Here is an 18325-nt window from a genome sequence, read left to right as displayed (position 1 = left end):
GGCATGTGTCGCGACGTTCGTCGAGCGGAAGAGCCGTTTCTATCTCGCTGTGCCGATGAAGGATCGGTCCGCTGCATCGATGGAGTCTGCGATTCGAGCATTGCATCTCTATTTCCCACTGGGAACGTTCAAGACCGCGACGACAGATCGTGGAAAAGAGTTTAGCTGTCATGAACGAATTCGTGAAGCGTTAGGCTTACCGATGTACTTCGCTGATCCGTATTCTTCTTGGCAACGTGGGAGTAACGAGAACGCCAATGGTCTTCTCCGTGAATTTTTCCCGAAGGGGACGGACTTTGGAAAAGTAAGTCGCTCTGAACTCGCTCAAGCGCTCTCCTGGATAAATGGTAGACCAAGAAAATGTCTTAACTGGAAAACTGCATACGAGGTCTTCTCGGAAGAAGTGTTGCACTTAATTTGACAATCTATCTTGTAAAAAAACAAGCCTTCGCTTTTAATGCGGAGGCTTGTTTTTGCGTTTGGTTGTTGAAGCGGGTTCGATTTACACTCGCTTTTGACAGTCAGTCAAATGCCTATGCCTTTTCATGCACTATATTTTCCAGATACCCCATGTTTTCGACTGTCGTAATATCCTTCTTGAAGCGTTGAATCGCATGAGAGAAGGTTTTTTTATTCGTTCCTTTAGGATAACCGGAGCAAACGTTTAAGATGCTGTCGAGTTTTTCGCAGTCGCCGCCGATAAAGTAATGTGACATCACTTCCTTATCCGCGGAAGCGATCACGACAAATGTTGCAAAATCCAAAACATCTCCCACATGCTTTTCTTCAATTAATTTATCGTCAGTAAATGCTGTTTTGAATTCATAGCTTTCGAACGATGCAATATGACCACGCAATACATCCAGGATGGATCGCCGATAGATGCAGTAAACGCCACAAATCGTCTCATAAGGCGGTATAAAAGGGTCGTCCATCACATTGACAATTTTTTCGTCGTCTTTATCGACGGTAATGGCCTGAAAGCGGTTGACCATCATCTTGTCGATAAAATCGATTCCTTTTGGTCTAAATTCTTTTAGAGTATCTTCATGCAACGATAAACGCATCCTTTCTTATGAATGTATCAGTATCCCATTAATTGTAATCGCTTAATCTAAAAAATATCAAAGTGTATTTTCGTCACTGTAGCGAATTTAATTTTTTAGATAGAGCTACGCTGCTTTCGAAGCGATGAACGGCTTAAACGCCATCCCCAAAACGAGGAGCAGTGTTTGACTATGAAGACAAAATGATATTAGACAATACCTCCTAAAAAGCGTCTTTTTTTCGTTGCTTTCCTCGGGCGAGGCGCAAGCCGTTGCTCCTTGATCCTTACGGACAATGAGCAGGGTCTTACCTGCCTCTGAAAGTGCGTTAAAAACGCACTTTTTCCCGTAGGAGTCAACGAAACATGACGCTTATTAGGCAGTGGCGCAGGGGGAGACAAGTCGTGAAGCCGCTTTCCGCTTTGAAGACGAGGCGAGACAGGAAAACGCGACACACAATCATACCTGTACAAATTCCTCGTTTTCCACAGAGTTTGTTTACAGCCTGAAAACGCCATCCCTAAAAATAGGAATGGCGTTTTTTAAAGTTAAATGATTGGAATCGCAAGCGTCGAAAGTAGGCTGACACCTAAGAATAAGGCATAGCTGAAAAACGTCGCTTTTGCGTTTCGATCATGTTTATGTCCGAGAATCGCAAATAACAAAATCGCAAAAAACGTAAGTAGTGATAACGACAACAAGTGGTGTTGATCCGTTGAAGGAACGAGCGATTGAACTAAGTGGGCTAAACCAAGCGGTAAAACAATCAGTAAAAAATAGAAACCAAGCCGTGTTTCTGATGGAACCTCGGCCGATTCGTCGTGCGTATCGATACGTGTGTACATTTTCATGGATCGTCACCTCCTTCTATTTCAGTATAAAGGAAGGGAAGGTGAAACCTCGTTACAGTCCCGTAAGAACTAAATAACAATTTGACTTCTAGATGACATCCAGATGTCGCGCCGTCTTGAATTTGTAAAAGTCAAAAAACATTCCGACAGGATATGTAAATAAGTGTAAAATGAAGCGTTGAGTTATATCACATCAAGGAGGAAACGACGTGCCTAAGGTGTTTCGCTATTTTTATCTGTCTGATTTATTTGCCGTCGTCGGTGCGAGCATCTCCTATATCGCCATCTACTGGACGAGTGCAGAACGGTTATCGGCATTTCAGCTTGCCCTGTTGATTGGCGCCGTCTTTTTGACGCGGTTCGTCGTCGCGACCTTTAGTGGTCCGTGGATCGATCGTGTCGACCCGGTCCGCTTACTCAAGGGGACGGTTGCCGTCCGGACGGGATTATTAGTTTTGACGGCAATCGGCTTGCAACTGTTTTCCGGCTCGATCGGATTGCTGGTTGCATTATTGATTGCTCAGACGGTTTTACAGACGATTGGTGGCAATACGGCGTTTAAAGTCGTGACCCGCCTCGTCGAAGCAGACCGGTTACCGGTCGCGAATGCCTACTTGAGTACACTCGACCGAATCGGGACGTTAAGCGGTCTTTTGATTGGCGGTGTGTTGATTGCGAGCTTTTCCATCGAGACGATTTTACTGATGGAAGCCGTCCTGCATGGCGCAGCCTGGCTGTTGCTCCTATCGATCAAGCCTGCTGGACCAAAAGGCGAAGGGCAACAGAACCGGTACATCGACGCCTTGACGGAAGGACTGACGTACTTAAAACAAGACCGGCAGCTGATGCAGATTTTAGGATTCGCCGTCATTGCCAACTGGATGATTACACCCGCGAATACGTTACTCGCGCCGTTCGCGAAAGACGTCGTCGCTGGCGGAGCAAAAACCTTTTCGGTACTGGAGCTCGCGCTCGTCATCGGTGGCATTCTCATGTCGCTCCTCTATGCCCGGTTCGCGAAACAAGTCGCCCTCGGTCGACTGTTCCGGCTGTCCGTGTTGTTACAAGGCCTCTTCATCATCATCCTCAGTTTGACGGATACCGTGTCGCTCGCTTTCATCGCGCTCTTTTTACTGGGTGCTGCCCTCAGTTTATTCGGGATTCCGTTTTCGACGCTGCTCCAGCAAACGACGCCGGATTTACTGCTCGGACGGGTCCGCTCGGCGATGGTCGCCGTCTCGACGCTCTGTTCTGCCGTCTGTTATATCTTGTCCGGTTATATGACGACCTTCCTGTCAATCGAACACGTTTTTCTGTTTTTCGGCGGTTCAGGACTGGTCGGTGCCGTATTCTTGATGCTGCTTACGTCACGTCAAGCAGCTAGTAATATCAGTCAGGACAAGGCAGGATAAGGAAATCGGTCTTAAGGTGGAGGGCAACCGCTTTCTTTCGCAGTACACTTGATAAAAGAAGAACAAAAGGGGATAGCGACGATGGATGGTCTGATGATGATAGCATTGTTATTTTTAATTCCGATTAGTGGGATGACGGTGTTGTTGAATCTGTTATGGCGACGAATTGAAGTGGAATAATATGAAGAAATGAACGGACTGCCGTAAGCCGGCAGTCTATTTTTAAGCGAAATTTTAGGGGGAGAATCATGAAGAAAATCATCATCATCGGTTCCGGCGGTTCGGGGAAATCGACGTTCGGACGTCAATTGCATGAACAAACCGGGATTAAGGTGTCACATCTCGATGCCTTGTTCTGGAAACCGAATTGGGTTGCCGTCTCGCGGGACGAGCAAATAGAGGTGCAACGGCAGTTGTTGGAACAACCGGAATGGATCCTTGACGGAAACTACGGGGGAACGCTCGGGATGCGGCTTGACGCCGCGGATACGGTCATCTTTCTCGACATGCCACGGATCGTTTGTGCGTACCGGGTCATCAAACGCAATCTGAAGTACCGTAACCGGACGCGACCGGACATGGGGGAGGGCTGCATCGAACAATTCAACTGGCAGTTCCTGAAGTGGGTCTGGCAGTACCCGAAAGCGCGGCGACCGGGTGTCTTACGCCAGCTCGACGAAGTGCGACATACGAAAAACGTCGTCATTTTGTCATCGAAGCGTGACGTACAGAAGTTTTTAGATCAGCTTTGATACAATTTGTTTTGCGTTAGTCAGTTTTTCATAATCACTTTTGAGCATAGACATAATCAGTTCATCAAAATAAATCCCATTATAATTTATCGATTCACGGATTACACCTTCCGTTACAAACCCTGCTTTTTTATAAGCTGCTATCCCATTTGCATTATGACTATATACTTCAAGTTGAAGTCGATTCAATCGTAGTTCGTTAAATACGAGGTGCAACGTTAATTGTAAGGCTTCCGAACCATAACCTTTTCCTGTTAATTTCAATGAACTCATGGAAATTCGAAATCCTGCTCGCTTATTTTCTTGATCTATCTCAAAAACAGACAATTCTCCTATCATTTTATTGTTACTGTTGAGACAGATTGCAAAATCATAACGTGTTGAATCGCTGTTTATAATTTTTATGTGCTGTTGAATTTGCTTTAACGTAAAGATTGCTTTAGTTGCCGTCACATATCGGATTTCGTCGTCTTGAGATGCTGCTAATAGTAGAGGTGCGTCTTTTATTGTTAATGGACGTAAGTAAATGCGTTCCTGCTGTAGTCGCATGTTAAATCCTCCTATGGTCAGTTTTTTTATTAACACACATGCAAAATAAAAATAGAGAAGCTTAACGTTTATCGACGACTACCTTACCATCCTGATCTAAAAGTGGCGTCATTCCGCTCACCCCGAGACCGCTTGTCATCAAATAATTTACGCCTGTCTGCGTATCGACGACGATTTTAATAATCCCTCCACTGAGGTGTTGTTTTGATTTCAACACGAACCGTTTATCACCCATACTGTACTCGTCTCCTTCTTATTTTAGCTGTGTAGCCAGGAACAAACAGCTAGAATTAATTTCTTCAGCGGACATAGCGCTATTACTATTAAGATAACTGAATTTGAAAGGGAAAAGACCGTTTTGACTGCAAAAATCACAGTCGAAACGGTCTTTTTTCAGTTGATTATTCGATTAGTTTGCTCCGACGGCTTCCGCCTCAAACGCAAGCACCGGTCCGAATACTTCGTAATGCAGTTGCTCCGTCGCTCCTTGCCAGTTCGACGCGACAAACCGAATCATCGCTTCCGGTCCGCAGACGAAAGCGATTGCGGATTTGTCGACGTTTTGAATGACATCTTCCGTCAAACGACCGGAAACTGTTCCTGTTTGTGCATGTCGTTCCGCATAACGGATGACGGTTGCACCGGCTGTTTCCAGGCTTGCGAGACGCGTCGTAAAGGGACGGTCGCGGTCATCTTGAATCGCGACGTGAAGCGTGACGGACCGACTTGTCGCAAGTGCTGCATCGGCAATCGCAAGCAACGGTGTCAGACCGATTCCGCCAGCGAACAGGACGACGGGTGTGTGTCCGGTTGGTAACGCAAAATTACCAGCCGGTGCACTGAGCAGGACCGTATCACCAACGTGCGTTTCGTCATGCAGTTGTTTTGAGACGCTTCCGTCGCGTTTGACGGCAATCGTGTAAAACGCATCACCGGGACGATTGATCAAGCTGTACTGCCGGTTTTGCCACAGTCCTGCCGGCGTTTTGATCCGGAGCGTCACGTATTGTCCCGGTGTAAATGTCGGTAATGTCAACGCGTGTGCCGGCTGCAGGGTAAACGACTTGATGTCCGACGCTTCCTGCATGATCGCCGTCACCGTGAAGGTCTGATATCCCGTGAAGCCTTTTGCCTGTTCGTCTTGCGCATAAAGTTCGGCTTCAAGCGTCATGAACAAATCAGCGATTTCCTGATAGGCGAGACCCCAGGCATCGATGATTGCCGGGGTCGCTGCGTCGCCTAAGACTTCTTCAATCGCGCGCAACAGTTCTGTCCCGACGATCGGGTACATCTCCGGTTTGATTTGCAGGCTCCGGTGTTTATGTAGGACGGGCAGGAGCGTTGGTTTTAAGACGTCGAGTTGATCGATGTTCGCAGCTGCCGCATAGACCGCGTGAGCGAGGGCTTGCGACTGACGGTTTGTTTTTTGATTCGTCTGGTTAAAGATGTGCGTCATCTCCGGGTGCCGTTCAAACAGACGTTGATAAAAGACACGGGTGATCGCTGGTCCGTGTTCTGCGAGAACAGGGACGGTCGACTTGATGAGTTGAATCGTTGTTGCGTTTAACATAAGACCACTTCCTTTTCAGTTCGTTCTCCCACAGTATTGGAGCTTTCGTCCGTAAATACAACATATAAAATACTAGATTAAAAAAGAAAGTGAACTTTGTCACAAACGTGCCATCGATTCGTCAAGAAACAGACAAAAACCACTGACTCAAGTCAGAGGTCAAGTCGGAATCCACAGTTTTGAGAAGTCGAGGTAACCGAACGAATCGATGACGAGGTTTTGCAATTCGATCGGATAAGGAATCAGTCGCGTGTCATCAAACAACGGGATGAAATAGGAGGCGTCGATGACGTAGCGCTCGAACGACTGGTGGAGCGGCATCCAGTCCTCAAACGGCGTATCGTCGTACTGCTGGATACGCCGGTCCATCTCCGGCATCTGACGGAACAGCTTGGCCGGCGGGGAATATTCATTCGTTAAGAACTGATGGAATGCGACCGTCAAGTTGCGCTCGAACACTTCCGCGTGGAGGACAAGATCGATGTCCGCAAAAGCATTCAGGTTGGTGATACTTTCTTTAAATCCGACCGGAACGAATTCATAAGGGACGTGCTGGCGGTCGAACATCTCACATAACCAGTACGTCACGTTTTCCGTGAAATCCGTCAGTTTAATCCGGATCGGCCGGTCGAACGTGACAGGTGGTCCATCGGGAACGATGTATTCTTGACTAAACTCACCGAGAAAGCCACGGGTGTTCGGTTGACTGCGTTCATTGCATTGGCTGATGAAGGGACGGATGGAAGCAATCAATCTATGGATGTAGTGCCGCGCCTCCTCGCTTTCGAAGACACCGCCCGGACGGGGATTCAAAAAAATCAGTCCGAATCCCGACTGGGTGGAGATCGTCCCGGTTTCGCCCGTTTCCGAGAACGACGTCCGGTAGACCGGATCATAAGCGTCCGGCATCTGGATGAACTCGATTCGGTCGAGCAAGGCACGGACGCCGAAAAAGTTCGCAAACGCCTGTAAAACGGTTTTTTTATCATCCTGTTGGGTCAGCTGAAACGGACCGGTCCCGACGCCTTCTTTATGAATGCTCGTGTGAAGTGTCGCAAGCTTCGGTAAAAGCGATTTCCGTTGCTGATCAAGGATCAGGTCGACCCGGTACGGTCCGTTCGATTTAATCTGTTCGACGTGGCGATACGACCAGGCATAAGCAGGAAAGGCGATCAGTTCCCGTAAACTTTTTGTGACATCTTTACTCGTCATCAGTGAACCGTCGTGGAAGCGGACGTCTTTTCGTAAATAAAGCGACAAGGTGTTGCCTTGCCAAGCATAATGATGGGCAAGTTCCCCTTTAAGCAGACCGTCTTCATCAATCCAAAACAGACGGCTAAAGACATTTTGGACGAGGTGGGCACTATGGATATCAGCTGCCTCGAGCGGGTGCGATGTCATGAAGGGGCGTTTTCGCGGAATGAGTAAGGCATCGGATGCCGTTTGATCATACCCGAATTTTTGTTCGAGCCGCCGCATGAACCGGCCGGTCTGGGCGGGGGACCAGTCCCAACTGAGCTGCTCGGTCACGGCGTCGATTGATTCGCGGTCAATCCGCTCAAGCAGTTGACGGGCCAGTTCGCGCTCGACGTGGCGCAACCAGACGAGCTCCGACAAGTGTCCCCGCCCTTGACCGCTCGTATAATCAAGCCAACCGTCGTCTTGCCAGCGTTTCAAATAACGTTTGAATTGTTTCGGACTCAAGTGGACCGTATCGGCAAGATGCTGGATCGTATAGTGACCATCGCGACAAGTTTTCCATAACGTAAAGAGATACGTTTCCATCAGCTGCTCCTTCCTAAAAGGGGACATCGATTCACGACGATGTCCATTTTTTAATTAATCTGTCTTGTTTATCATACAGGTAGAGAATGGAAGGTGACAATATGAAGTGGAAATAAATACCTAAACCAATTAAAGTCAGACTCGTAACATCCTTTTTTAACCGGACGGTGTCATTCGCCATCATGCCGTTCATGGCCTTATTGTTCGTCGATGCCTTTAATCAAGTCATTGCCGGATTGTTTTTAATCAGTACCGTCTTGTTAAGTTTCTTCATCGGATTGATTGGCGGTTATCTCGCCGACCGTTTCCCGAGAAAACGGCTGCTCGTCCTGTCGACGACGGCGACCGGTTTGATGTTCCTTGCGATGACGATCAGTCTCGCCGTCGATCAGATGATTGCCTTCACGATTGCTTATGCCATCTTTACCGTCACGAGTAACATCGGCCGGCCGGCGATGGGGGCGATCATCATCGACGCGACGACGCCGGAAAACCGCCGGGCTGTCTACGCGATTGATTACTGGTTGATCAACCTTTCGATTGCACTCGGGACGGCACTCGGAGGCTGGCTCTATGTCAGCAACCGATTGTTCCTGTTCAGCTTATTGACGTGTACGTCGCTCCTCTTACCGGTCGCGTACCATTTCCTGCTCGACGAATCGAAACACGTCTGGCGGAAACAGCCGTTCCGGTCCGTCCTGACCGACATCACGAACAGTTACCGGATCGCCTGGCGCGACCGTCCGTTCGTCAAGGTCGTCCTCGGTTCGATGTGTATCCTTGCCGCCGAATTTTCGATGGGCAGTTACGTCGCCGTCCGGCTGGCGGACGAGTTCAAGACGGTCGAAGTCGGCAATCTCCTCGTCAACGGTGTCCGGATGGTCAGTCTGATCAATATCGAGAATACGATTCTTGTCGTCTGTCTGACGTTTTTCATCCAACGGCTCGCGAACCGATTTTCTAGCCGGAAGACGCTTGTCGCCGGACTGGCGTTATACCTGGTCGGTTACATGACCGTCACGAGTGCCAACTCAATGACCGTCCTGTTGACATTCATCTTCATCGCGACGATCGGGGAGTTGTTGTACTCACCGACGTTAAACGCTGAAAAAGCGAACATGATGCCGGAAGATAAACGCGGCGCCTACTCGGCGTTCGCGGGGACGTCCCACGCCGGGGCCGACTTGATTTCACGCTCGACGATCATTCTCGGAGCAGTCCTTGCCCCGTTCATGATGAGTGTTTACATCGGCCTGATCGTTTTCCTTGGATTGGTCTTAGCGTATTCAGGTCTTTATTTGAAAGAAGCCGTCGAGACGAAACGAAACGTCTCGTAATCAAAAAGGAGTGGCTAAAATGGAGGAATTGACAACGAAGCGGCACCGGTTACGGCGCTGGCGTTCGGGTGACGCTGAAAGCCTGTATGCCTATGCAAAAGATCCGCGTGTCGGACCGAACGCAGGCTGGGCACCGCATGCGTCCATCGACGAAAGCCGCGCCGTCATCACGATGTTTCAGGAAGCGAATGATGGTTATGCGATCGTCGACCGGGCAACGGACCAGGTCATCGGCAGCTTCGGGATGCATGTGCGCCGGCCGGTCGAGGCACTGGCTGACAAAAAACAAGTCGAGTTCGGATTCGTCCTGCATCCTGATTACTGGGGACAGGGACGGATGCCGGAGATTGTCGACGCGGCACTCGCTGTCGCTTTTGTGGAGCTTGAGATGGAGATCGTCTGGTGTGCTCACTTTGATTTTAACGGACAATCGCAACGCGTCATCGAAAAGATAGGCTTCCGCCACGTGCTCGACCGACCGTTCGTCATGGAGCGGATTGACGGGCGGACGGTGACGAGCCGCTTGTATCGGTGGACACGGGAGCGGTATGAAGCGGAAAAATTATGTTAATTGGATCAGCAGCACAAGACGCCCCTCTCCGGATTATGGAAGAGGGACGTCTTGTTTTTTTACGTTGTTTAACAATTAAAGAAGGAGCGGTATTTACAGACGTTTACTTGTTTTACGTTTAGATAGTAACAGGTTCAGAACAACGCTAATCAGCCCTGCCATGACGCATTTGAATAAGTAGTTATCCGTTAGTCCCACGAGGACGTATCCGTTAAACTTTTGGACGAAGGTCGCTTCAGGGACCCAATCGATGACAATTCCAATCCCGAACAGTGCCGGCAGGCTAAGTACTAAATAGACAATGAGGAAGACGAGAATCAGCATCTTGGTATTCATAAAAGTAACCTCGATTCAATTGCTTTTAAATCAGTATACTTGATAATGTAATTAAATACCAAATGCGCATTCTCTAACTCATAGCAATATTTGCTTGTAGCGGATTCTATACATTTTTTTCGAACTAAATCACTTCTGGATTTGTCGTTTCGCTAGCAGCATCGGTAAGAAAAAGTAAAGATTCATACTGATCATCGAAATGAGATAACTGCTCAAAATAACGATTAATCCATTGACTCCAGTCTGATGTAAGACAAATTGCGGTAAAAAATAGGCGGCGAGTCCGATAGCGATGACCCATGTCCCTGACGAGACGGATAACCATACGATGACGACGAGATAAAGTAACCCGATTGCATAACTGACAGGAAGCGAAAACGTCACGGTCGGCGAATCGATGAAGCGGTCGGCAAGAACGGTCACCAAGATACTGACTGAAAATAAGCCGCCAAACAGTCCGAACAGTAGCTTTTGACGGCCATGACTGATCATATGCGTCGACAGGTACCGCAGAATCAGCGCGAGGCAGACGATGAGTAACACGACTGTGCTCGTAAAACTCGTAAGCAGCATCGCGCTGTAGGAGACGGCACCCGTAAAGAGCTGTTGAAAAAAAGAAAAACTGGATCCGCCTACTAACACAAGTCCGAAGACTTGCAGCAATCCTTTCCAGTCAAAGGGAAGTTCGTTTGAAATCGACTGGATGTAAGCGGCCGGACTATCACCGGTAATGGATTTAACCGATTTGCCATCCGACTCAGCGTCGCGTAAGTGATCCGCGAGTTCGCTGACGATATCTTGCGTCGCCTGTTCATTTTTTCCGGAAGCTAACAAATACACGTGTAAGTCATCTAAAAAACGAGTTGATTCGGTGGATAAGGGGTGCATGCATCATTCCTCCTTTAAAATTTGGTTGACACTTGCTGAAAGACTGTACCAGCGAGCTGAAAAAGCAGTCAGTTCGTCTCGTCCTGCCGAAGTGATGGCATAATACTTTCGTTTCGGTCCGCTCGGGGACTGGCGTTGCGTCGATTCGATCCAACCGAGCTTTTGCATCCGCATCAATAACGGATAAATCGTTCCTTCGCTGACGTCAGCAAAGCCGTAGGTCGCAAGCTTTGTCGCCAGTTCATAACCGTAGACTTCTTCTTCTGCGATCAGCGCTAGTAAACAACCGTCAAGAATGCCCTTTAACATTTGAGTAGATGACATATGAATTCCTCGTTTCACTATCTTGTATTGCAAGGTAAATACAGTTTATCACTCAATAACTTGTAATACAAGGTAGTGAATGGAATTTTCCTAATAATTGAAAAAAACAAGTGCAATCGACATTGATATGCAATATATTAGTTTTATGGATAACTCAAAAAAGGCTCTTAAAATCAAACGGACTTCCTTGAGTCAGGAAGTATATCAACACTTGCAGCAACAAATCATCACCTTGGAGCTGGCGCCGGGTGAAAAATTGAACGATTTGGAACTGGCAGAACAATTCGGTGTCAGCCGGACGCCGGTCCGGGAAGCACTGAAAAAACTGGAAGAGGAGGGACTCGTCGTCTTTAAACCAGGTTCACGGACGAACGTGACGGCACTTGATGTCTCACAAGCACGCGAGACGTTTCCAATCGTCGCGACGCTCCACGGACTCGCGAGCAGACTGGCAGTGGCACACATCACACAAGCGATGGTAGTGAAGTTACGGGCAGTGAATGCGGAGTTTCGGACGGCGGTCGAACGTGGGGACGCCCTCGAGGCGATGCGGTGTGATGATGCGTTTCATCATGTCTTTTTAGAGGCGAGTCAAAACCAGCAACTGATTGACACGTTGAACCGGCTGACGCCGCTGATCCGCCGTTTGGAGTATGCCCAGTTTCGTCAGCACGGGCATGATTCGCTCGCTGATCACGAGGCGATTCTTGCGGCTTGTGATCAGCGGGACTTGGAAGCACTCGTCCGGACGACGGAACAAAATTGGAACGGTCTCGGACGACACCTGATTGCGGCTTTAGAGGAGGAAACGACATGCGACCCATCTTGATCGGCATCCTGTCGGCGATGTTTTTTGCCGTCACGTTCATCTTGAATCAATCGATGCAAGGAAGTGGGGGACACTGGATTTACAGTGCGGCCCTGCGGTTTTATTTGATGTTACCGCTTTTGATTTTGATCGTCGGCTATCGTCGTCGGCTAGGACGTGTGTGGTCTGCGTTGCGGACAGCACCGCGCTTTTGGCTGACCTACGGGACGATCGGCTTCGGTATTTTTTACAGCGGGATTTGTTTTGCGGCCGATTACGCACCGGGCTGGCTGATTGCCGGAACCTGGCAAGTGACGATTCTTGCGGGACCGTTGCTTGCGCCACTGTTCAAACAAACGATTCCCTGGGCATCGCTCCGCTATTCGCTGTTGATTGTCATGGGTGTCCTGCTGATGCAACTGTCGGTCGCGGGTACCGTGTCGGTGACGACGCTGCTACTTGGTGTCGTTCCGGTCATCCTGGCAGCGATCGCTTATCCGCTCGGCAACCGGAAGATGATGGAACGGTATGGGGATGACCTGGGGGTATTTGACCGGATTCTCGGGATGACACTTGCAAGCCTGCCGTTCTGGTTGATTTTGTCAGGGTTTGCGTACGTGCAAGTCGGTCTGCCGTCAGCGACACAAGTCGGCCAGTCGGGACTGGTTGCCTTGTTCTCCGGCGTCATTGCGACATCACTATTTTTTTATGCGACGACGCTCGTCCGGACCGAACCGATCCGCTTGGCGGCTGTCGAAGCGACTCAATCGTTTGAAATCGTGTTCACCGTCCTTGGTGAGCTCGTCTTTTTACACGCGGTCTTTCCGAGCGGACTGGCACTGTTCGGGATGGTCACCGTCATGCTCGGGATGACGCTGCATAGTTTTCGGCAAACCAGCCCAAAGGTCATGCCGGACTAAACTTTATTTCAATTACCTTAATATAAAAATAACTTAGCAAACGAGGGAATCAAGGATGGTACTTACAGGAACATTTGTCAACACAGGGCTGATTATCATCGGGACGTTACTCGGCCTACTGTTTCACAAAATCCCGGAACGGACGAAAGAGACGGTCGTCCAAGCAATCGGTCTTGCCGTCGTCGTACTTGGTGTCCAAATGGGGTTGAAGAGTGAAAACTTTTTAATCGTTATCGGCAGTCTCGTCGTCGGTGGGGCGCTTGGCGAATGGTTACGGATTGATGAAAAACTGAACCGGCTCGGCGAATGGCTTGAACTCAAAATCGGCCGGGGGCGCCCGTCGAACATCGCCGAAGGTTTCGTCACGGCGACGCTGATCTTCGTCATCGGCGCGATGGGCGTGCTTGGAGCGCTCGACGGTGGCTTACGTCAAGATCACGACGTGTTGTATACGAAAGGACTGATTGATGGGTTCACTTCGCTCGTCCTCAGTTCGACGCTTGGAATCGGCGTCATCTTCTCTGCCATTCCCGTGTTTCTCTATCAAGGGGCGATTGCCCTCGGTGCCGTCGCAATCACCCAATATGTTCCGGATGCCATCTTGCAACAGTTCATCGTCGAGATGACGGCGACCGGTGGGGTGATGATTTTAGCGATCGGATTGAATCTTGCCGGTATCACAAAAATCCGGGTCGCAAATCTCCTGCCCGGCATCGTGATGGTGGCCCTGATTGTGACGGGTCTTCAACTATCCGGATTTAATTAAAAAAACTGCGCCTTTCATTTCGGAGACATCTGTTGTCCACGAAATGAGGGGCGCAGTTTTTTTAGTGAATAGATTGAAGCACGTCTTCAGGCAAAACATCGGTCGCGTAATCGGTCAGCTGGTGTTGATTGTAGTCGAACGTGTGTCGGCAAAGAGGACCGTTCAAGATGTTCGGTAAATAATGTTTTAAGTTACTGATGATCCCGATATTGTCCGGATCAAGAATCCAGTTTAGCGATTTCCAGTCAAGAATCCCTTCGCGCGTCGCGCGTGGTGTCGTCAGGATATGTCCGTCCGGTAAGTCGGCGAGGTAGAGATAGATGCCGACTGCGTGTTCAGCGCGTAAGACGACGGTGCCGGCGAAGTGGACTTCTGCTAACGCAATTCCCGTTTCTTCAAACGTTTCCCGGATGACGGCGGCAGTCGGTGTTTCATTTGGTTCGATTTTGCCGCCGACCCCGTTCCACATCCCCATCGCCGGTTGCTTTTGCCGGTTAAGCAGCAGAAACTGGTCATCCTGGCGAATCAGGCAAAGCGTATACGGATAATGTACGTCCGCCACGATTAAAACAGCTCCCTTTTCCAAGTTGCATACTGTTCGTCTGACGGGACAGGTAAGATGGTTTTTTTTCCATCCGTCCAAGTCGTCAAAGCTTGTTCCGTCAAAATACGGTGACCGCTTTCCGACCGGATGGCGAGTAAGCTCCGTTTATTGAACGGGGAAGCCGCATGCTGCTGGATGATTTGTTCGATCGCTGCGAGTTGCTCCGGCAAAAGCGTCTGTTGGGTGTAAAAATGGTAGCCGATGATGAACGTGTCGTCGAGTCCTAGCCGCTGCATTTCAAGCTGGTACCCGGCGCCGTTCGGGGCAATCCGGAAGCTGCCGCTTGATGAAATGACGGTTTCACCTGTCAATGGAACAGGGCGTAAGGCGAGATTGATTCCGAACCCACTGTCGACGAGGTACGTCGCGCCCTCATACTGGAGTAGAATCGCGACATGAGTCGGACCGGTCGCCGACCAGACTTCATGTTCATTGTCATAAACGGTCGCTTTGATGAGGGAAACTTCAAAGCCGGTCTTCAGTAACACGTCATACAGTAAATGATTCAAGTCGTAACAAACACCGCCGTCTTGATTCGTCACGAACGTCTGCTCGAGCCGTACTTCGTTAAAAGGGATCATCCGTTTCGATAAAACAGTTTGATTATCAAACGGCAAATGGTAGGCGAACGCTTCTAATAAAGATGGTAAATCGTCGAACGTAATCGATTGGTCGAGTGGGAACTGAATCCGCGAGGCGACTTTATTTATGAGTGATGACAACGGAAATTCCTCCTTTGGTTCATGTTTTTATTATCGCACAATCCGTCCAAAAAATGACATATGTTATCTGGAAATACTGATTGCCGCGGATATTGTTCGCCGTCTTGTCGATTACATGGATTCTGCGGGAAGCTGCAAAGAAGAATGTTTCGGATGAAGGGAATTAAAGACGAATTCTACATTAACAATATAATTTGTAAAAAGAAGGAATAATTAAAAGATAACCCGAATACTGTACAAAAGTTTACAAAAATTCGATGATACCTGTTTAAAGATACCGTAACTTTATTTTTCGTTGGGATACATGAGATGAAGGGCTGGGGATGTTATGTTTATTAATTTGTTGACCAATGCATGCATTGCTTTTACAGGTTTGTATTTAATTTCAAAAATTATAAACTACTCCACGCAGAAGATTGTTCTGAAACAGTTTGTGATTGGTGGTTTATCCGGCTTGCTCGGAATTTTTCTCATCCATAAGGGTTTCACGTATGCCGAGACTGTGCGGATTGATTTTCGATATCTATCACTCATCCTCTTAGGGTTTTATCAATTAAAGTCGCCTTTAATTATTTCTGCGATAATCATATCACTCTATCGATTTACGTATGGCTTCAATTTTCAATCCGTTATCGCGTGTTGCGCGATTTTCTTAATTGTCTTCGGCTTTTTGTTGCTCTATAAAATTGAAAAGATAAATGGAAAATCTTTTCTACAAGGAGTAGCATTGAATACGTGGGCCGTAGTGATTGCCATCCTTGCGATTTTTATTAACAGTGAATTCAATGTAGACGCTTTAAGCGTCATGGGAATGGTTGCCATCATAAGCTTATTTATTGGTATTTTGATAACTTTACTCAATCTGGATATCCATATCATGAACAGTCGCATTAGCGAATATAAAACATCTTCTGAAACGGATCATTTGACAGGGTTAGCTAACAAAAGATCCTGGGAGCTTGAAATCCACAAAATTGCCTTGATTGATAAACCTTGTAATGTATTGTTACTTGATATTGATCACTTCAAAAAAATAAATGATACGTATGGCCATGTCAAAGGAGACGAGATTTTACGACAATTTTCGGTTTTACTTCTTAATGAAACACGAGATCTCGATGTAAAGGCTAGAATCGGAGGAGAAGAGTTTGGAATTTTAATAGCTGATTTAAGTAGTAGTGAAGCGTATGGAGTTGCCGAGAGAATTCGGGAAATCATTTCAAGAAACTCATTCAAACTGGCTGATGGGACTAAAATCCAAATTTCGACATCAATCGGAATTGCAAACGGTCGTTCAAAAGATATTCTTCAGTTGATAGATCAAGCCGACCAATGTTTGTATACTGCGAAAAGCAGAGGGAGAAATGTATCCTGCATGAACGAATTGATTTCAATGTAAAAGGAGATATTCAATGAGACAGTCTGAAAATAATACAAAAAAAGAAATTCCGACTTTTGGATTGAAGCAGGAAGGGATGCATTATCAAAACAAGGCGAGCGTCTATGCCATTGTGTTCGATAAGAAACAGAAAAGGTACCTAACCGTTCGGACTAATTCACAAAATTTCTTCCTTCCCGGGGGTGGGATAGAAGTCGGTGAAACACCGGAGCAAGCACTTCACAGAGAACTGTTAGAAGAGACGGGTTACACGATTCGTATCGAAGCACCGCTTGGACGGGCCAGACAGCATTTGATAGCACTAAACGGGGAAGCGCTCCTCAACGATGCGTTCTTTTACGAAGTAACGTTACTCGAGTTGACACAAGCGGCAGTCGAAGTGGATCATCATCTGACGTGGCTTAGTATTCAAGATACGGATAAGTTATTTCATGCGCATCAGGCATGGGCGGTCAGGAAAGTCGTCAAACGTTAACTAACGCCATCAAAAGAATTGTTCCGTAAACAAAGGCATCCATCGCACGGAAGCATCCGGCGCGGTGGATGCCTTACTTAATTGTGTAGATGCTGCTACGGTTTAAAAAGGGACAAAAAAGGGTTGTTCCGCTTCGTTTAATACTTTGAGGATTCGTTCCCGAAAGTTTGACCAGGTCACCATGTCTAAAACTTCTTCTAAACGGAAAAAGCAAACTTCCAGACTTTCGCTGCTCGTTTGCGGTGTACCACCAATTGCTTTTGCTAGCCAACACGTCGCACACACCTGCTCGCTGACGTTTTGATAGATGCCACAAAATCGAATCACTTCAATGTCAATACCGGACTCTTCTTTCACTTCCCGGATGATTCCGTCTTCGATGGTTTCACCGAGCTCAATAATGCCACCCGGAAATTCCCATCCGCGTCGTGGTCCTTTGATGAGCAGGATTTTTCCTTGTGCATCAAGGACGACGGCACCTTCCAAAAGTGAATGTCTCGGATATGTCATGGTACACTTCCTTTAAAAAATCGTCCTGTTTTAATTTTGCATTAACCAGTGGACGGCATCCGGTAAATCTTCAGCAATGTAATCGATGGAAAGCTTCTCCATTTCATGATGATGGTCGCGTAACGAGACTTCGCCAGCCCCTGTCCGGACTAAAATTTTAATACAACCTGCTTTCGCTGCCGCGAGCATATCCGTCCAACGATCGCCGATGACGACACAGTTTTCCAAATTCAAATTATGATCTTTTTGTGCTTCCGATAACATACCGATATCTGGCTTCCGACACGGACATCCTTCATGTGGATGGTGGGGACATATGTACACATCATCAAAACCAAACCCGGTCAGTTCCCGTTGAAAGTCGTCGATCGTTGCTACCCCTTTCGAGATGCCGGGCTGATTGGTGAATGAGAACAGTTGGATTCGAGATTTTTTCAAGCGGTTGATTTCTGAAGCGCTATACGGAAACAGTTTAAATTCTCCCGGGTAGTGGATGGTAGAGTCGCCTCCGATGGTACCGTCCCGATCTAAAAATACGGCTTCTATGTTTTTCATCGTGTATATCTCCCGTCATGAATGTAGTCAGTACGTCACTCCATGCCATTAAACATACTCATTTTATTACAAATGAATCAGTTTAGAAGAAAAATGAACGCATTAAACATAGTCAAATACGCTAAACATACTCAAAATCACTCAA

The 18325-nt window shown here is 47.7% G+C and carries 23 protein-coding genes; 10 read left to right on the top strand and 13 right to left on the bottom strand.

Annotation, left to right across the window (positions count from 1 at the left end):
- The coding region (locus KNQ04_RS13510) for an IS30 family transposase (protein ID WP_214851376.1) at positions 1 to 421 on the top strand (421 nt) is incomplete at its 5' end.
- 112 nt (positions 422 to 533) lie between these two features.
- Here the strand turns inward: KNQ04_RS13510 and KNQ04_RS13505 are convergent.
- On the bottom strand, positions 534 to 1055 hold the full coding sequence (locus tag KNQ04_RS13505; RefSeq protein ID WP_214851375.1) for a hypothetical protein: 522 nt from the start codon (positions 1053 to 1055) through the stop codon (positions 534 to 536).
- A gap of 539 nt (positions 1056 to 1594) precedes the next feature.
- Complete coding sequence (locus KNQ04_RS13500; RefSeq protein WP_214851374.1) at positions 1595 to 1897, bottom strand: hypothetical protein; 303 nt, start codon at positions 1895 to 1897, stop codon at positions 1595 to 1597.
- Positions 1898 to 2106: 209 nt separating this feature from the next.
- Between KNQ04_RS13500 and KNQ04_RS13495 the strand changes: the two genes are divergently transcribed.
- Together KNQ04_RS13495 and KNQ04_RS13490 are read left to right on the top strand one after the other, a co-directional pair.
- On the top strand, positions 2107 to 3309 hold the full coding sequence (locus KNQ04_RS13495; protein WP_214851373.1) for an MFS transporter: 1203 nt from the start codon (positions 2107 to 2109) through the stop codon (positions 3307 to 3309).
- A 248-nt stretch (positions 3310 to 3557) separates the two neighbouring features.
- Positions 3558 to 4061 (top strand): DNA topology modulation protein, encoded by a 504-nt coding sequence (locus tag KNQ04_RS13490; RefSeq protein WP_214851371.1) that lies wholly within the window; start codon positions 3558 to 3560, stop codon positions 4059 to 4061.
- Here the strand turns inward: KNQ04_RS13490 and KNQ04_RS13485 are convergent.
- From KNQ04_RS13485 to KNQ04_RS13470, 4 genes are all read right to left on the bottom strand, one after another.
- A complete protein-coding gene (locus tag KNQ04_RS13485; protein ID WP_214851370.1) occupies positions 4047 to 4610 on the bottom strand; it encodes a GNAT family N-acetyltransferase in 564 nt (187 codons plus the stop codon). The two genes, KNQ04_RS13490 and KNQ04_RS13485, sit on opposite strands and share 15 nt — an antisense overlap.
- Positions 4611 to 4671: 61 nt before the next feature.
- The gene (locus KNQ04_RS13480; RefSeq protein ID WP_214851369.1) at positions 4672 to 4845 is read right to left on the bottom strand and encodes a DUF6440 family protein; all 174 of its coding nucleotides are present in this window, start codon (positions 4843 to 4845) and stop codon (positions 4672 to 4674) included.
- A gap of 174 nt (positions 4846 to 5019) precedes the next feature.
- On the bottom strand, positions 5020 to 6180 hold the full coding sequence (locus tag KNQ04_RS13475) for a globin domain-containing protein (protein ID WP_214851368.1): 1161 nt from the start codon (positions 6178 to 6180) through the stop codon (positions 5020 to 5022).
- A 159-nt stretch (positions 6181 to 6339) separates the two neighbouring features.
- Positions 6340 to 7965: an ABC transporter substrate-binding protein gene (locus KNQ04_RS13470; RefSeq protein ID WP_214851367.1), complete on the bottom strand. Its 1626-nt coding sequence runs from the start codon at positions 7963 to 7965 to the stop codon at positions 6340 to 6342.
- Between the two features lie 116 nt (positions 7966 to 8081).
- Here KNQ04_RS13470 and KNQ04_RS13465 point away from each other — a divergent pair, with 116 nt between their 5' ends.
- Both KNQ04_RS13465 and KNQ04_RS13460 read left to right on the top strand, forming a co-directional pair.
- The gene (locus tag KNQ04_RS13465; RefSeq protein WP_353049730.1) at positions 8082 to 9302 is read left to right on the top strand and encodes an MDR family MFS transporter; all 1221 of its coding nucleotides are present in this window, start codon (positions 8082 to 8084) and stop codon (positions 9300 to 9302) included.
- A 19-nt stretch (positions 9303 to 9321) separates the two neighbouring features.
- Positions 9322 to 9873, top strand: coding sequence for a GNAT family N-acetyltransferase (locus tag KNQ04_RS13460; protein WP_214851366.1), 552 nt, complete (start codon positions 9322 to 9324; stop codon positions 9871 to 9873).
- 93 nt (positions 9874 to 9966) lie between these two features.
- Here KNQ04_RS13460 and KNQ04_RS13455 read toward each other — a convergent pair whose 3' ends face one another.
- The 3 genes from KNQ04_RS13455 to KNQ04_RS13445 form a co-directional block, all read right to left on the bottom strand.
- A complete protein-coding gene (locus KNQ04_RS13455) occupies positions 9967 to 10209 on the bottom strand; it encodes a hypothetical protein (protein ID WP_214851365.1) in 243 nt (80 codons plus the stop codon).
- A gap of 129 nt (positions 10210 to 10338) precedes the next feature.
- Complete coding sequence (locus KNQ04_RS13450) at positions 10339 to 11097, bottom strand: hypothetical protein (protein ID WP_214851363.1); 759 nt, start codon at positions 11095 to 11097, stop codon at positions 10339 to 10341.
- 3 nt (positions 11098 to 11100) lie between these two features.
- Positions 11101 to 11421: a PadR family transcriptional regulator gene (locus KNQ04_RS13445; RefSeq protein ID WP_214851362.1), complete on the bottom strand. Its 321-nt coding sequence runs from the start codon at positions 11419 to 11421 to the stop codon at positions 11101 to 11103.
- Positions 11422 to 11632: 211 nt separating this feature from the next.
- Here KNQ04_RS13445 and KNQ04_RS13440 point away from each other — a divergent pair, with 211 nt between their 5' ends.
- Genes KNQ04_RS13440 through KNQ04_RS13430 form a run of 3 tightly spaced genes read left to right on the top strand, consistent with a single transcriptional unit; the run spans position 11633 to position 13915 of the window.
- Positions 11633 to 12250, top strand: a complete 618-nt coding sequence (locus KNQ04_RS13440; protein ID WP_251137057.1) for a GntR family transcriptional regulator — start codon at positions 11633 to 11635, stop codon at positions 12248 to 12250.
- On the top strand, positions 12235 to 13149 hold the full coding sequence (locus tag KNQ04_RS13435; RefSeq protein ID WP_214851361.1) for a DMT family transporter: 915 nt from the start codon (positions 12235 to 12237) through the stop codon (positions 13147 to 13149). Before KNQ04_RS13440 ends, KNQ04_RS13435 begins: the two co-directional genes overlap by 16 nt.
- 55 nt (positions 13150 to 13204) lie before the next feature.
- Positions 13205 to 13915 (top strand): DUF554 domain-containing protein, encoded by a 711-nt coding sequence (locus tag KNQ04_RS13430; RefSeq protein WP_214851360.1) that lies wholly within the window; start codon positions 13205 to 13207, stop codon positions 13913 to 13915.
- Between the two features lie 61 nt (positions 13916 to 13976).
- Here KNQ04_RS13430 and KNQ04_RS13425 read toward each other — a convergent pair whose 3' ends face one another.
- Positions 13977 to 14477, bottom strand: a complete 501-nt coding sequence (locus KNQ04_RS13425; RefSeq protein WP_214851359.1) for an NUDIX hydrolase — start codon at positions 14475 to 14477, stop codon at positions 13977 to 13979.
- A 2-nt stretch (positions 14478 to 14479) separates the two neighbouring features.
- Positions 14480 to 15241, bottom strand: a complete 762-nt coding sequence (locus KNQ04_RS13420; RefSeq protein WP_214851357.1) for an arylamine N-acetyltransferase family protein — start codon at positions 15239 to 15241, stop codon at positions 14480 to 14482.
- 328 nt (positions 15242 to 15569) lie between these two features.
- Here KNQ04_RS13420 and KNQ04_RS13415 point away from each other — a divergent pair, with 328 nt between their 5' ends.
- Together KNQ04_RS13415 and KNQ04_RS13410 are read left to right on the top strand one after the other, a co-directional pair.
- Positions 15570 to 16640, top strand: a complete 1071-nt coding sequence (locus KNQ04_RS13415; RefSeq protein WP_214851355.1) for a GGDEF domain-containing protein — start codon at positions 15570 to 15572, stop codon at positions 16638 to 16640.
- 13 nt (positions 16641 to 16653) lie between these two features.
- Positions 16654 to 17115 (top strand): NUDIX domain-containing protein, encoded by a 462-nt coding sequence (locus KNQ04_RS13410; protein WP_214851354.1) that lies wholly within the window; start codon positions 16654 to 16656, stop codon positions 17113 to 17115.
- A 102-nt stretch (positions 17116 to 17217) separates the two neighbouring features.
- Here the strand turns inward: KNQ04_RS13410 and KNQ04_RS13405 are convergent, their stop codons facing one another.
- Positions 17218 to 17625, bottom strand: a complete 408-nt coding sequence (locus KNQ04_RS13405; RefSeq protein ID WP_214851353.1) for an NUDIX hydrolase — start codon at positions 17623 to 17625, stop codon at positions 17218 to 17220.
- Between the two features lie 30 nt (positions 17626 to 17655).
- The gene (locus tag KNQ04_RS13400; protein ID WP_214851352.1) at positions 17656 to 18180 is read right to left on the bottom strand and encodes an HAD-IIIA family hydrolase; all 525 of its coding nucleotides are present in this window, start codon (positions 18178 to 18180) and stop codon (positions 17656 to 17658) included.
- Positions 18181 to 18325: the final 145 nt, after the last annotated feature.

This window comes from Exiguobacterium sp. s193 (genome assembly GCF_018618755.1).
GTDB lineage: Bacteria > Bacillota > Bacilli > Exiguobacteriales > Exiguobacteriaceae > Exiguobacterium_A.
This window is presented reverse-complemented; position numbering and strand designations above follow the sequence as displayed.

What these genes read in the sequence shown, in the direction of transcription:
- KNQ04_RS13410 (WP_214851354.1), top strand. Translation starts at nt 16,654, where the DNA reads ATGAGACAGTCTGAAAATAATACAAAAAAAGAAATTCCGACTTTTGGA.
- KNQ04_RS13415 (WP_214851355.1), top strand. Translation starts at nt 15,570, where the DNA reads ATGTTTATTAATTTGTTGACCAATGCATGCATTGCTTTTACAGGTTTG.
- KNQ04_RS13470 (WP_214851367.1), bottom strand. Translation starts at nt 7,965, where the DNA reads ATGGAAACGTATCTCTTTACGTTATGGAAAACTTGTCGCGATGGTCAC.
- KNQ04_RS13490 (WP_214851371.1), top strand. Translation starts at nt 3,558, where the DNA reads ATGAAGAAAATCATCATCATCGGTTCCGGCGGTTCGGGGAAATCGACG.
- KNQ04_RS13435 (WP_214851361.1), top strand. Translation starts at nt 12,235, where the DNA reads ATGCGACCCATCTTGATCGGCATCCTGTCGGCGATGTTTTTTGCCGTC.
- KNQ04_RS13480 (WP_214851369.1), bottom strand. Translation starts at nt 4,845, where the DNA reads ATGGGTGATAAACGGTTCGTGTTGAAATCAAAACAACACCTCAGTGGA.
- KNQ04_RS13450 (WP_214851363.1), bottom strand. Translation starts at nt 11,097, where the DNA reads ATGCACCCCTTATCCACCGAATCAACTCGTTTTTTAGATGACTTACAC.
- KNQ04_RS13400 (WP_214851352.1), bottom strand. Translation starts at nt 18,180, where the DNA reads ATGAAAAACATAGAAGCCGTATTTTTAGATCGGGACGGTACCATCGGA.
- KNQ04_RS13445 (WP_214851362.1), bottom strand. Translation starts at nt 11,421, where the DNA reads ATGTCATCTACTCAAATGTTAAAGGGCATTCTTGACGGTTGTTTACTA.
- KNQ04_RS13485 (WP_214851370.1), bottom strand. Translation starts at nt 4,610, where the DNA reads ATGCGACTACAGCAGGAACGCATTTACTTACGTCCATTAACAATAAAA.
- KNQ04_RS13500 (WP_214851374.1), bottom strand. Translation starts at nt 1,897, where the DNA reads ATGAAAATGTACACACGTATCGATACGCACGACGAATCGGCCGAGGTT.
- KNQ04_RS13405 (WP_214851353.1), bottom strand. Translation starts at nt 17,625, where the DNA reads ATGACATATCCGAGACATTCACTTTTGGAAGGTGCCGTCGTCCTTGAT.
- KNQ04_RS13455 (WP_214851365.1), bottom strand. Translation starts at nt 10,209, where the DNA reads ATGAATACCAAGATGCTGATTCTCGTCTTCCTCATTGTCTATTTAGTA.
- KNQ04_RS13475 (WP_214851368.1), bottom strand. Translation starts at nt 6,180, where the DNA reads ATGTTAAACGCAACAACGATTCAACTCATCAAGTCGACCGTCCCTGTT.
- KNQ04_RS13430 (WP_214851360.1), top strand. Translation starts at nt 13,205, where the DNA reads ATGGTACTTACAGGAACATTTGTCAACACAGGGCTGATTATCATCGGG.
- KNQ04_RS13460 (WP_214851366.1), top strand. Translation starts at nt 9,322, where the DNA reads ATGGAGGAATTGACAACGAAGCGGCACCGGTTACGGCGCTGGCGTTCG.